This is a genomic window from Blastococcus sp. TF02-8, from assembly GCF_003319175.1.
Taxonomy (GTDB): Bacteria; Actinomycetota; Actinomycetes; order Mycobacteriales; family Geodermatophilaceae; genus Blastococcus.
On record NZ_QOHK01000008.1, the window covers coordinates 151,762 to 164,172 of the forward strand.

General features: G+C 75.0%; 13 protein-coding genes. 4 read left to right on the forward strand and 9 right to left on the reverse strand.

The genetic code is table 11. From position 1 onward, the window contains the following. The first annotated feature begins 58 nt into the window (after nucleotides 1-58). Together DQ237_RS19970 and DQ237_RS16065 are read left to right on the forward strand one after the other, a co-directional pair. Nucleotides 59-802 (forward strand): hypothetical protein, encoded by a 744-nt coding sequence (locus tag DQ237_RS19970; RefSeq protein WP_205730246.1) that lies wholly within the window; start codon nucleotides 59-61, stop codon nucleotides 800-802. Nucleotides 803-860: 58 nt separating this feature from the next. Further along, nucleotides 861-1,487, forward strand: a complete 627-nt coding sequence (locus tag DQ237_RS16065; RefSeq protein WP_113801122.1) for a DUF1707 domain-containing protein — start codon at nucleotides 861-863, stop codon at nucleotides 1,485-1,487. A 48-nt stretch (nucleotides 1,488-1,535) separates the two neighbouring features. Here the strand turns inward: DQ237_RS16065 and glpX are convergent, their stop codons facing one another. Next, entirely contained in the window at nucleotides 1,536-2,588 is a 1,053-nt protein-coding gene (gene glpX, locus DQ237_RS16070; RefSeq protein WP_113801123.1) for a class II fructose-bisphosphatase, read from the reverse strand. A 135-nt stretch (nucleotides 2,589-2,723) separates the two neighbouring features. Between glpX and DQ237_RS16075 the strand changes: the two genes are divergently transcribed. Then, nucleotides 2,724-3,341, forward strand: a complete 618-nt coding sequence (locus tag DQ237_RS16075; protein WP_113801124.1) for a DUF4245 domain-containing protein — start codon at nucleotides 2,724-2,726, stop codon at nucleotides 3,339-3,341. 8 nt (nucleotides 3,342-3,349) lie between these two features. Here the strand turns inward: DQ237_RS16075 and DQ237_RS16080 are convergent, their stop codons facing one another. From DQ237_RS16080 to DQ237_RS16090, 3 genes are all read right to left on the reverse strand, one after another. Beyond that, entirely contained in the window at nucleotides 3,350-3,577 is a 228-nt protein-coding gene (locus DQ237_RS16080; protein ID WP_113801125.1) for an exodeoxyribonuclease VII small subunit, read from the reverse strand. Further along, the gene (gene xseA / locus DQ237_RS16085; protein ID WP_113801126.1) at nucleotides 3,574-4,818 is read right to left on the reverse strand and encodes an exodeoxyribonuclease VII large subunit; all 1,245 of its coding nucleotides are present in this window, start codon (nucleotides 4,816-4,818) and stop codon (nucleotides 3,574-3,576) included. The genes DQ237_RS16080 and xseA overlap by 4 nt, the downstream gene beginning before the upstream one ends. A 72-nt stretch (nucleotides 4,819-4,890) precedes the next feature. Next, nucleotides 4,891-5,964 carry a lipid droplet-associated protein gene (locus DQ237_RS16090; RefSeq protein ID WP_147251838.1) on the reverse strand — a complete coding sequence of 358 codons (1,074 nt, stop codon included), beginning with the start codon at nucleotides 5,962-5,964 and terminating at the stop codon, nucleotides 4,891-4,893. Nucleotides 5,965-6,107: 143 nt separating this feature from the next. Here DQ237_RS16090 and DQ237_RS16095 point away from each other — a divergent pair, with 143 nt between their 5' ends. After that, nucleotides 6,108-7,076 (forward strand): 4-hydroxy-3-methylbut-2-enyl diphosphate reductase, encoded by a 969-nt coding sequence (locus DQ237_RS16095; protein WP_113801128.1) that lies wholly within the window; start codon nucleotides 6,108-6,110, stop codon nucleotides 7,074-7,076. A gap of 66 nt (nucleotides 7,077-7,142) precedes the next feature. On the opposite strand, the gene DQ237_RS16100 is transcribed toward DQ237_RS16095, so the two are convergent. The 5 genes from DQ237_RS16100 to DQ237_RS16120 all read right to left on the reverse strand — a co-directional run bounded on the left by DQ237_RS16100 (nucleotide 7,143) and on the right by DQ237_RS16120 (nucleotide 12,035). Then, on the reverse strand, nucleotides 7,143-7,838 hold the full coding sequence (locus tag DQ237_RS16100; protein ID WP_113801129.1) for a DUF6542 domain-containing protein: 696 nt from the start codon (nucleotides 7,836-7,838) through the stop codon (nucleotides 7,143-7,145). A 193-nt stretch (nucleotides 7,839-8,031) separates the two neighbouring features. Beyond that, nucleotides 8,032-9,159, reverse strand: a complete 1,128-nt coding sequence (locus DQ237_RS16105) for a DNA recombination protein RmuC (protein ID WP_113801130.1) — start codon at nucleotides 9,157-9,159, stop codon at nucleotides 8,032-8,034. 52 nt (nucleotides 9,160-9,211) lie between these two features. After that, nucleotides 9,212-9,763, reverse strand: coding sequence for a methylated-DNA--[protein]-cysteine S-methyltransferase (locus tag DQ237_RS16110; RefSeq protein WP_113801131.1), 552 nt, complete (start codon nucleotides 9,761-9,763; stop codon nucleotides 9,212-9,214). Beyond that, nucleotides 9,763-11,259, reverse strand: a complete 1,497-nt coding sequence (locus DQ237_RS16115; RefSeq protein ID WP_113801170.1) for an AlkA N-terminal domain-containing protein — start codon at nucleotides 11,257-11,259, stop codon at nucleotides 9,763-9,765. Before DQ237_RS16115 ends, DQ237_RS16110 begins: the two co-directional genes overlap by 1 nt. 77 nt (nucleotides 11,260-11,336) lie before the next feature. After that, nucleotides 11,337-12,035 (reverse strand): class I SAM-dependent methyltransferase, encoded by a 699-nt coding sequence (locus tag DQ237_RS16120; protein WP_113801132.1) that lies wholly within the window; start codon nucleotides 12,033-12,035, stop codon nucleotides 11,337-11,339. Nucleotides 12,036-12,411 lie beyond the last annotated feature (376 nt).

Consider the following 12,411-nt stretch of genomic DNA (forward strand, 5'->3'; position numbering starts at 1 on the left):
CGGCGTTCGGCCGACAGCACATGTGCCCTCCTCGGGGCACGAGCCCCGAGGAGGGCACATGTCCCAGCCGCCGCAGTCCCCGGACCCCGCGCCCGACGGTCCGACGACGTCCGACGTTCCGACGGCGCCCGACGGGCAGTCCGCCCCCGGCTGGCCCGCCCCCGGTGCGCCGTGGCCGGCCCCGGCCGCCCAGCCCGAGTGGCCGGCCCCGGCCCCCCAGCCCGACTGGGCCGCGACCACGCCCACCTGGCCGCAGCCCGCCCCGGGCGTCGTCCCGGTGTCCCCCGTGGCCGGCGGTGCTCCGGCCGCCGCATCCCCCGGCAGGTCGGCGGCCCGGGGACGCTGGGCGCTGGTCGGTGTCGGGCTGGCCGGTCTGGCGGCGGGTGCGGTCGGTGCCACGTTGCTCGTGACCGCCGTCTTCTCCGGTACCGCGGAGGACATCGGCCGCGGCATGGCCGAGGAGTTCGGCCCGGCCATCTCCGAGGGCGTCCGCGACGGCATGGTGGAGGCCGCCGAGGAGGAGATGGAGCTGTACGAGGACGGCATCACGTCCGAGGAGTACGGCTGGTACGCCGGCGCCCCCGGCGGCGACGTTGAGCAGTTCCCGCCCGTGGAGCCCGAGGACCTCGGCCCGGACGAGGTGCTCGACGAGTACGCCCAGAGCTGCTTCGAGGGCGAGTACCAGGCCTGCGACGACCTGCTGTACGAGTCGCCGCCGCTCTCGGCGTACGAGGAGTACGCGAGCACCTGCGGCGGCCGGGTCAAGGAGTACACGGTCCCCGCCTGCACCGAGCTGGAGTGACCGGGACCGTGCCCCGAGGCCGTTGGCGCCGGGGCGCGGTCTCGGTAGCGTCCGGGGCGTGAGCGACGACGTCCCTGCCGTCCGGGCCTCCGATGCCGAGCGCGACGCCCTCGTCGTCCGGCTGCAGGCCGCCGTCGGCGAGGGGCGGCTGGACCTCGACGAGTTCGCCGAGCGCGCCGAGGCCGCCTACGCGGCCGTCACGGTCGCCGACCTGGCCGCCCTGGTCGCCGATCTCCCGTCCGACCGGGCCGTCGGCGCGGCCACGACCGGCGAGATCGTCGGCAGGCGCACGCCGCAGGGGGTCACCAGCGTCTTCGGTGACGTCGTGCTGTCCGCCGGTCAGGGGCTGCCCCGCCGCGCCAGCACCGTGTTCGGCGACGTACGGATCGACCTGCGCGGGCTGCGCACCAGCGACGACCGGGTCGAGCTGCACCTGGGCACGGTCTTCGGGGACGTCGACGTGGTCGTGTCCGAGGGGGTGGACGCCGAGCTCGTCGGCCGCACGGTCTTCGGCGACCGGAAGGTCGAGCTGGCGCCCCTTCCCCGGCTGGCGGGCACGCCCTTGGTCGTGGTGCACGCCCGCACCGTGTTCGGCGACCTGCGGCTGCGCAGCCTGCCGCCGGGGGTGTCCGCGAGCCGCTGGCGTGCGCTGATGGACCGTCTCACGGCCCGCCAGCTGCCCTGAGGCCGACCGGACGGGGGCGCCGCGGCGCAGGACCCCCGTCCCCGTGGCTCAGTGCCGGTCGAAGGGCACGGCCGAGTAGGCGCGCAGCTTCTCCAGCGAGTGCAGGCTGTCGATCGAGCGGATCGTGCCCGAGCGCGACCGCATGACCAGTGACTGCGTCGTGCAGCCGCCCGCGCTGTAGCGGACCCCGCGCAGCAGCTCGCCGTCGGTGATCCCGGTGGCCACGAAGAACACGTCGCCGCGCACCAGGTCGTCGATGTGCAGCACGCGGTCCAGGTCGTGCCCGGCGTCGAGGGCCTTCTGCCGCTCCTCGTCGTCCTTGGGCCACAGCTTGCCCTGCAGCGCGCCGCCCATGCACTTGAGCGCGCAGGCCGCGATGATCCCCTCGGGGGTGCCGCCGATGCCCAGGAGCAGGTCGACGCCGGTGCCCTCGCGGGCCGCCGCGATCGCGCCGGCGACGTCGCCGTCGGTGATGAACTTGATACGGGCGCCGGCCTCGCGGACCTCGTGCACCAGCTGCTCGTGGCGCGGACGGTCGAGGATGCAGACGGTGACGTCGCCGACCGAGCCCTTCTTGGCCTTGGCGATGCGCTTGATGTTCTCGGCGACCGGGACGGTGATGTCCACGACGTCGGCGGCGGCCGGGCCGGTCGCCAGCTTCTCCATGTAGAAGACGGCCGACGGGTCGTACATCGCCCCGCGCTCGGCCACCGCCATGACCGCGATCGCGTTGGGCATGCCCTTGGCCATCAGCGTGGTGCCGTCGATCGGGTCGACGGCGACGTCGCACTCCGGACCGTTCCCGTCACCGACCTGCTCGCCGTTGTAGAGCATGGGCGCCTCGTCCTTCTCGCCCTCCCCGATGACGACGACGCCGTTCATGCTCACCGTGCCGATGAGCGCGCGCATGGCGTCCACGGCCGCACCGTCGCCGCCGTTCTTGTCCCCGCGCCCCACCCAGCGCCCGGCGGCCATCGCGGCGGCCTCGGTGACGCGGACGAGCTCCAGCGCCAGGTTGCGGTCCGGGGCGGGACGGTCGGTGCGGAAGCTCCGTCCGGTGGTCGACGAGGGGAGCGGGCCATCGGGAAGGGGCAGCGACACGGGACCTCCTGTTGGGACCACCGGGTGGTGGCGGCGGCCCGGGCGACCAGGCCGCTGCCGGCGCGACGGTGCCGGAAGGAGGCCGCACGGACGCTGGGCGGCGGGATGGGCGAGCTCTCCTGCGATCCTAGGGGCATGACCGGAATCGGCCCGACGAGCCAGCGCCCCCAGGGGTCCGACGACGGAGCAGGCGGCGAGCTCCCGCCCCCGCCCGCGTCCCCGGCGGAGCGCGCCAACCGGCTGAGCGCGGCGAACATGCTGCGCTCCCTGCTGCCCCTGGTCGTGATCTGCCTGCTCCTGGTCGGCTGGGCCGCGTTCCGGCAGAACGACGTCGACCCGGTGCGCGAGATCGACCCGACGAGCACCGTGCGGGCAGCCCAGGACCGAGCGGACTACCCGCTGCTGGTGCCGACCGGGCTGGACGACGGGTACCGCCCGACGAGCGCGCGGTCGCAGGCCGGCGAGGGCGACTCGCTGACCCTGCAGATCGGCTACGTGACCCCCTCGGGCCGGTTCGCCGGTTTCGTGGTGAGCGACTGGCCGCAGGCGGAGCCGGTCACCGACGTTCTCCGCGGCGCGACCGAGGAGGGCACCGTCGACGTCGGGGGCGAGCAGTGGACCCGGTCGACCACGGAGAAGGGTGAGACGGTGCTGTCCCGGGAGGCCGACGGGGTGACGGTGCTGGTCAGCGGGTCGGCCCCCGAGCGGGAGTTGGAGGCGGTGGCCGACGCGGTGCGGCCCTTCGCCGGCTGACCGCGGGCTCAGCCCTCGGTGCCGTCGGCCGGCGCTGCCGCCGCGAGGCGCTCGCGGGCGCGGTCCAGCCAGTGCTGGCACAGGGTGGCCAGCTCCTCGCCGCGCTCCCAGAGCGCGAGCGACTCCTCCAGCGTGAGGCCGCCGGCCTCGAGTCGGCGCACGACGTCGGCGAGCTCCTCCCGCGCCTGCTCGTAGGTCGTCGTCGGTTCGTCGGCGCGCTCGTCGGTGCTGCTCACGCTGGGGCCTCCTGATCGGTACTCGGGTCACTGGTGCGCTCGACGCGGACGGGGAGCCGCCCGCCGGCCACCCGGACGCGCAGCAGCTCGCCCTCGGCCACCTCGGCGGGGTCACGCACGAGGGAGCCGTCGGCCCGCTGGACCACGGCGTACCCGCGCTCCAGCGTCGCGGCGGGGGAGAGTGCGGCCACCCGGGCGCGGGAGTGCTCGAGGTCGCGCTCGGCGGACTCCACCCGGTGGACGAGAGTGCGTCGTGCGCGGGTGCGCAGCGCGGCGACGTCGTCCTCCCGCCCGTGCAGCAGCCGCTCGGGGGAGGCCAGCACCGGCCGGCTGCGCACCGACTCCAGCCAGCGCTCCTGCTGTTCCAGACGGGCGGACACCAGGTGCCGGGCTCGGGCCCGCAGCCCGTCGACCAGTCGACGCTGCTCGCCGATCTCCGGGACGATGCGGTGCGCGGCATCGGTGGGGGTGGCCGCACGGACGTCGGCGACGTGGTCGACCAGCGTCGTGTCGGTCTCGTGGCCCACCGCGGTGACCACCGGCGTGCGGCAGGCGGCGATGGCCCGGACCAGGCCCTCGTCGGAGAAGGGCAGCAGGTCCTCGACCGAGCCGCCACCGCGGGCGACCACGATGACCTCGACCGCGGGGTCGGCGTCCAGCCGGCGCAGCCCCTCGATGACGTTGCCGGCGGCCGACGGGCCCTGGACCACGCAGTGGTGGGTGGCGAACCGGACCGCCGGCCAGCGACGGCGGGCGGTGACCAGGACGTCACGCTCGGCGGCGCTGTCACGACCGGTGATCAGGCCGACGACGCCGGGGGCGAAGGGCAGCGGACGCTTGCGGGCGGGATCGAACAGGCCCTCGGCGGCCAGCAGCCGCTGGACCCGCTCGATCCGGGCCAGCAGCTCACCGAGGCCGACCGCCCGGATCTCGGTGGCGCGCAGCGAGAAGGAGCCGCGGGCGACGTAGTAGTCGGGGCGGGCACGCACGATGACGCGCGCGCCCTCGGTGAGCTCGAGCCCCGGCCGCTCGGCGACGTCGCGGTGGCACGTCACCGGGACCGACAGGTCGGCCGCCGGGTCGCGCAGGGTGAGGAAGACCGTCGCCGCGCCGGTGCGCCGGGAGAGCTGGGCCACCTGGCCCTCGACCCAGACCTCGCCCAGCCGGCCGATCCAGTCCGCCACCTTGCGCGCGACGGTGCGGACCGGCCACGGCGACTCGGGGGACGAGGGAGCCGTCATTCCGCTCGCCCGTCCTCGTCCACGCCCCCGAGCCTGCCACGACCTGCTGACGGGTCCGGCGACCCGGGCGGGCTACACCCCGCGCGGTGCCAGCGGGCTGTTCTCGACGGCCTGCTCCTCGAGCTTCTCCAGCCGGTTGCGCAGCATGCGGAGGTAGGGCTCGCGGGCGAGGTTGGCCTCCTCGTAGGCGAGGAGGTCGGCCACGGTGCTCAGCGCGTAGCCGCGCAGGCGACCGCGCAGCTGGGCGATGGAGAAGTCGTCGTAGCCGTCGATCGGCGCGGTGGCCGGAGCGCTCGGGGTCTCGGCGGCGCCGTCGTCGCCGGCCGGCGCGTCATCGGCCGGCGCGTCGTCCGTCGCCGCGGCGACCGGGCCACCGCTCTCGTCGACGGCCTCGACGGCCGGGGCCTCCTCGACCGTGGCGATGCCCTCGTCGGTGACGGCTGCCTCCACGGTGTCGATGCCGCCGTCGGCGGTCAGCACGTCGACCGTCGTGGAGTCGTCGGCGGCCGGCTCCGCGGCCGGCTCTGCGGCCGGGGACTCCTCGGGCGCGGACGTCGCGTCGTCGGACTCGAGCAGCGCGGACTCCAGCGCGTCGGCGTCCTCGGTGACCGCGGCGTCCTCGCCGTCGGTGGCGGGGGTCAGCGGGTCGGTGTCGGCGACCTCGGGGACGGCCTCGTCGATCGCCAGCTCGTCGAGCACCTCCTCGGTGCTCGGCGCCTCCTCGGCCGTCTCGATCGCGCGCTCGGCGGTCGCCACGCCCTCGGCCGAGTCGACGACCGCGTCGTCGACGGCCACGCCGGCGTCGTCCGCTGCCTCGAGCACCGGCGCGACGTCGTCGTCGGGGACGCGGTCGAAGGCGGAGTCGCGGAAACCGTTGGAGGGCTGGGTGACGGTGACCGGCTCGAGGTCCTCGTCGAAGGTGGCCAGGCCGGGTTCGCCCTCGCCGCGGATCCCGGTCAGGAGCTCGTCCCCTCGGGCCACCAGCCCGGCGTAGGTCTGCTGGACCTTCATGGCGTGCTGCATCGCCATACCGATGACGCGCACGGGCAGCCCCGGCAGCGTCTCGGGCAGCTTGCGCGCCTCGTCGAGCACGGTGGCCGCCAGACCGGCAGCAGCGCGGACAACCTCGGGGATCTCTCTGGCCATGGGCACAGCGTGCCCCAGAACTGCGGATGCGACACACCGACCTGCGCCGATACCCCGGGACGGACGACCCGCCGAGCGTGGAGGGTGGCCCGTACCACTCCCGCACGGGCCGGAAGGGGGCCGTCCGCACTTACCATGGGCGCATGGCTGATCAGCGCGGACGTGTCCTGCTGGCCGATCCCCGGGGCTACTGCGCCGGCGTGGACCGGGCGGTGGTTGCGGTGGAGCGCGCCCTGGAGATCCACGGCGCTCCCGTGTACGTCCGCAAGCAGATCGTCCACAACAAGCACGTCGTGGCCACCCTCGAGCGCCGCGGGGCCGTCTTCGTGGAGGAGACCGAGGAGGTACCCGAGGGCTCGGTCGTCGTCTTCAGCGCCCACGGGGTCTCCCCGGCCGTGCACCAGGAGGCGGCAGCCCGCTCGCTGCACACCATCGACGCGACCTGCCCCCTGGTGACCAAGGTGCACCAGGAGGCCAAGCGGTTCGCCCGCGACGACTACGACATCCTGCTGATCGGTCACCGCGGCCACGAGGAGGTGGAGGGCACCTCGGGTGAGGCGCCCTCGCACATCCAGCTGGTGGACGGTCCCGAGGACGTCGCCAACGTGCAGGTGCGGGACCCCGACAAGGTGGTGTGGCTGTCGCAGACCACGCTCTCGGTGGACGAGACCCTGGCGACCGTGGACCAGCTGAGGACCCGCTTCCCCGGACTGCAGTCCCCGCCCAGCGATGACATCTGCTACGCCACGCAGAACCGGCAGCAGGCCGTGAAGCAGATGGCCGCGGAGTGCGACCTGGTGCTGGTCGTGGGGTCGACGAACTCGTCCAACTCGGTGCGCCTCGTAGAGGTGGCGCTCGAGGCGGGTGCCCGGGCCTCGTACCTGGTCGACTACGCCGCGGAGATCGACCCTGCCTGGCTGGAGGGCGTCGGCACCGTCGGCGTCACCAGTGGTGCGTCGGTTCCGGAGATCCTGGTCAGCGAGGTCCTCGACTTCCTCGCCGGGCGCGGCTACCCCGACGTGGAGACGGTCAAGGCCGCCGAGGAGCGACTGGTCTTCGCGCTGCCGCACGAGCTGCGCCGGGCCGAGCGCCGCGCGGCCGCGGGCGACTGACACCCGCACGAACGACGAAGCCCCGGTCCGCGCTCGCGGACCGGGGCTTCGTCGTCGGGGGCCGGGTCAGCGGCGGCTGACCAGCCGGAAGAGGGCCAGCAGGACCGCCGCGACGGTGGCGGCGGCCATGGTCGGGAAGCCGCGCACCAGCAGCGTGGCGATCGTGGCGGCGTTGAGCGTCGCCGACGGCGCGACGGCAGCGTTGACGACCGCCACGAGCACGAAGACCAGCGGCGGCGCGACGACGACGGTGAGGAGGTCGCGGCGGCGGACGAGGAGCGCGGCCATCGAGGTGCTGGCGGCCAGCGCGACCAGGGTGATGAGCCCGAGGCCGGTGCCGACGAAGGAGTCGATGCCGCAACCGGCCAGGGTCAGCAGGAACATGCCGGCCACGGCGACGACGCCGCGCAGCTTGCTCTCGCGGGCGGCCGGAGCGGCGGTGCGGGGGCGGGCGCCGGCCTGGGCGCCGCGGGAACCGGGCCGCTCGGCACGTTCGGGCCGTTCGGGACGCTGCGGGCGGTCGGTCGGGCGCGGCCGGTCGGAGCCGCGGCGCGGCGCGGGGGCGGCCTCGAAGCGGTCGTGCCCGTACTCGCGCTCCGCCGCGCGCAGCCGGTCGCCGGCCCGCCCGGGAACCGGGGCGCTGGGACGGGAGCCGCGCGTCGGACGCTCGCTGCCGACGGAGGGGCGGGGGGCCCGGGCGGGGTAGGGCCGGTCCGGTCGTGCGCCGCTCTGCCAGGCGCCTGCCGTGCTCGCGGTGGCCATGGCGCACCTCCGTCCCGTTCGGCGACCGACCCGACTGGCCGACCGTCGCGGCAACGGTAACGAGGAAAGGGGCCGGTCGGCGGGAGGACCACACCGCGTCGCCACCTTCCTGTGGTGGATCAGCAACACAGGGTGATGGCTGTGACACGCGGTGCGTACGAGTCCGTCTCAACGGCCGTCGAACGGCGCCGGGTCAGCCGGCGGTGCCGTCGCGCTCGTGCCCGGCGGTGGTGTCGAACAGGGGAGCGGCGTCGAACCGGGAACCGCTGTCTCCCCGGCCGGGGAGCTCCGGGAGCTCGGTCGGGCGCAGCGCCCGGACCGTCGCCTCGACCGCCGGCGGCTCGGGGACGGGCGACTCGGCCACCCCGAGGTCGTCGAACCGGCGCGCAGCGGTGAGCACGGACCGCTCGTAGGAGCCGACCGTCTCGTTGTAGCGGGTGAGCGTCGTCGACAGCGCGGAGCCCAGGCGGGTGAGGTGCCCGGAGAGGGTGCTGAGCCGGGCGTGCAGCGTGCGGCCCACCTCGAGGACCTGGTCGGCATCGCGGGCCAGGCGCTCCTGCCGCCACGAGTAGGCGACGGTGCGCAGCAGGGCCAGGAGCGTGCTGGGGGTGGCGAGCACGACGTCGCGGGAGAAGCCGTGCTCCAGCAGCCCCGGCTCGGCCTCCAGCGCGGTGGTGAGGAAGCCGTCGGACGGGACGAAGAGCACCGTGAAGGGTGCCGCCGGGCGGAACGCCGTGGGGTAGCGACGGGCCGCGAGCTGGTCGATGTGGGCGCGCAGTTGGCGGGCGTGCATCGCCACGCGCTGTGCCCGCACGTCGCGGTCCTCGGCCTGGACCGCCTCGATGTAGCCGGTGAAGGGCACCTTGGCGTCGACCACGACCTGCCGGCCGTCGGCGAGGGTGACGACGAGGTCGGGGCGCACGCCCGCGCCCTCGTCGTTCGTGCCGGAGGGCTGCTCGACGAAGTCGCAGTGCTCCAGGAGGCCGGCGACCTCGACGACCCGCCGCAGCTGCACCTCGCCCCACCGACCGCGCACGTGCGGCGTGCGCAGCGCCGTGACCAGCGCGGCGGTCTCGTGCTTGAGCTGGGCGGAGGTCAGACCGACGGTGCCCATCTGCTCCCGGAGCTCGCCGTGCGCGGTGGCACGGGCCCGCTCCATACCGGCCAGCAGCCGGTGCAGGTGGTCCAGCGACTCGTGCACCGGCTCCAGCCCGTCGCCGGCGGGGCGGCGGCGAGCCAGCAGTGTGACCACGCCGAGGGTGACGGCGGTGGCCAGCAGCGCACCGAGGAGGAGCCCGAGGAGCAGGGAAGCGGCGTCCATGCCCGGGAGGCTGTCGGAGGGGTCCGACAGTTTCCGGAGCGCGGTGCGGCCGTCAGACCGGCAGCGGAGCGTGCGCGGCCTCGTGGTCGAGCAGCCAGCGCTTGACGGGCGTGCCCCACCGGAAGCCGCCGAGCCCGCCGTCGGAGCCCAGCACGCGGTGGCAGGGGACGAAGAGCGCGGCGGCGTTCCGGGCGCAGGCGTTGGCTGCCGCGCGGACGGCAGCCGGACGGCCGCAGCGCGCGGCGAAGGCCGCGTAGGTGTCCGGCCGGCCCGCAGGAACCGTGCGCAGCACCTGCCACGCCTCCTCGAGGAACGGGCCGGAGCGCTGGGCCACGGGTACGTCGTCGATGGCGTGCACGTCGCCGGCGACGAACGCCTCCACGGCGGACAGCACCGCCAGGCTCCGGTCCTCGTCCGCGCCGCCGGGGCGGAGGGAGCGGTGGACCACCGGCCAGAGGTCGCCGAGCTCCGCGGTCCAGCCGCTGGCGAGGACGACGTCGCGTCCCTCGCCGTCGGTGTCGACGACGACGGTGAACGGGCCGGGCGGCGTCGCGACCGTGGCGTAGCGGACGCGCGGGGCGCCGGGGTCGAGGAGGTCGATCATCAGGCACTCCTGGCGAGGTCGGTGGTGGACGGCGGGAGCGGGCGGGTGAAGAGGGCGGGGACGGCGAGGGCCCACAGGTGCAGCACGGCGTAGGAACTCCACGGGCGCCACCGCCGGGCGGCGTCGGAGTCGCTGGCGCCCAGCGCGGTGAGCGACTTCCGGAGCGCGAGGTCGCCGGGGAGCCAGACGTCGGGGTCGGCGAGACCGCGCAGCCCGACGAGCGCCGCCGTCCACGGGCCGATGCCGGGGAGTGCGCGCAGCGAGCGCTCCGCCTCCTCCCGCTCGGCGCCGGGCCCGAGCGCCACGGCGCCGTCGGCGAGCGCGGTGGCGAGCGCATGGACGGTCCGTCGGCGGGCGCCGGTGAGCCCGACGGCGGTCAGGTCGGCGTCGGCCAGCGCCTCCGCCCGCGGAAAGGTGTGGGTCAGGGTGCCGACAGGTTCCGGCAGGGGTGTGCCCGCCGCGGTCAGCAGCCGGGCCGTCAGGGTGCGGGCGCCGGCGACCGACACCTGCTGCCCGAGGACGGCGCGGACGGCGAGCTCGTCGGCGTCCGGCGAGGCGGGCACCCGGCGCCCGGGAGCGGCCGACACGAGGGGGCGGAGGGCGGGGTCGCTGCCCAGGACGTCGTCGACCGCCACCGGGTCGGCGTCGAGGTCGAGCATGCGCCGGCAGCGGGTGACCGCGGCGCCGAGGTCGCGCAGCTGGGTGAGCCGGATCCGCGCGGTGACACCGGAGCCGTCGACCGCGGGGGAGAGGTGGACGACGGCCGGCCCGTGCGGCAGGTCCAGCACGCGCGAGAACGTCGTCCCGTCCCACTCCTCGAGGCCGGGCACGGCGTGCGCACCGAGGAAGAGCAGCACCTCCTCGGCCGCGTACGGCGGCCGGGCGGCCAGCCGCAGGGTCAGCCAGCCGGGGGCGCTCTGCCCCGTGCCGCGCCGTCGGCTGCGCAGCTCCGATGGCGTCGCGGCGAACACCTCGCGCACCGTGTCGTTGAACTGCCGGATGCTGGCGAAGCCGGCGGCGAAGGCGACGTCGGCCACGGGCAGGTCGGTGGTCTCGAGGAGGACCCGGGCGGTCTGCGCGCGCTGGGCGCGGGCCAGTGCGAGGGGCCCGACGCCCAGCTCCCCGACGACGAGACGGTGGAGCTGCCGCTCGGAGTACCCGAGGCGGGCGGCCAGCCCGGGAACGCCGGAGCGCTCGACCTCCCCATCGGCGATCAGGCGCATGGCGCGGGCGACGACATCGGCGCGGACGTCCCACTCCGGCGACCCCGGTGCGGCGTCCGGACGGCAGCGGCGGCAGGCACGGAACCCCGCGGCCTGCGCCGCGGCCGCCGTGGAGAAGAAGGAGACGTGGCGGGCCAACGGGGTGCGGGCGGGACAGGACGGGCGGCAGTAGATGCCGGTCGTGCGGACGGCGGTGACGAACCAGCCGTCGAAGCGCGCGTCCCGTCCGGCCACCGCGCGGTAGCAGTGCTCGTGGTCCAGGAGGTCGCTCACGGAGGTGAGCATGCCAGCGGCGTCCGACGTCCTCTGGCGGTTTTCGGACGCCGCCGTGGCATTCCTCGTCGTGCGGGTCAGCTGGTCAGGCGGACCAGGACCTGCTCGTGCAACGCGTTGTAGGCCAGGTACTCGAAGTCGTGACCGGTGCGGTCGATGAACTCGATGAACGCCTTGTGCTCGTGGTGCTCCCAGCCTGGGAAGTTGAAGTACTCGTCGAACAGCAGGATGCTGCCCTCCACGAACCGGTCCTCGCCCTCGCGGAAGATCGTGACCGTGGAGCTGTAGAGGTCGGCGTCCAGGTGCGCGAAGGCGATCGGCCCCGGGTTCTCGGCGAAGAAGCCGGGAAGGGTGTCGTCGAACCAGCCGACGTGCAGCGTGGCGCCCGGGATGTCCGGCGGCGACATGGCGAAGGCGCCCTTGGCGAAGCCCGTGCGCCAGTCCTCCGGCAGCCCCTCGAAGGAGTCGAAGCCGTGGCTGGGCGAGCGCTTGGCGGTGATGCGGCGCAGGGTGTCGCCGGTGGCCACACCGAACTCGAGGACGAGCCCGTCGGCGGGGGCCAGGTCGACCGCGTGCTCGAGCAGGGCGATCTTCGCCTCGTAGGGCGTGGCGCCGCTGTAGGAGCGAGCGGTCGGCATGTGGGTCTCGACGAACTCCGCGGTCCGGCGGAGGGCGACGCGCTGCCGCTCGTCGTCGATGTTCAGCAGGGAGAGGCGGTGCAGGTTGTCCCCGTGCGCGGCGAGCCCGCGGACGAGATCCCCCAGATCTACGGTCATGCGCCCGAGGCTAGTGACGCCGTGCGCTGGTTCCCGGACCTCGCGAGCAGTGCGGGAGCGGTGGGACGCACGGGGCACATGGCTCGACCGAAGGCCGCCTCACGGTCGAGCAGGAGCGCGCGAGACGCCGGCACCAGCTCGTGTGTTCGCTCCTCGCCCGCCATTGCCGTCTGCATGGCCGTCCGGTGTCGTCAAGACCCCGAGTGCCTTCGTGGACAGGCTTATGACCTGCGGATTCGTGGTGCGGGTGTCGGTCGGATCGGCTAGGATTCGTACATGCGTTCGACTGGTTCGGTGGCTCTGGAGGCGGCTCTGGACGAGCTGTCGGCCGAGCGGCTGGACGGGTCGTTCGGGCCGGCGCTGCTGGAGCGGCAGG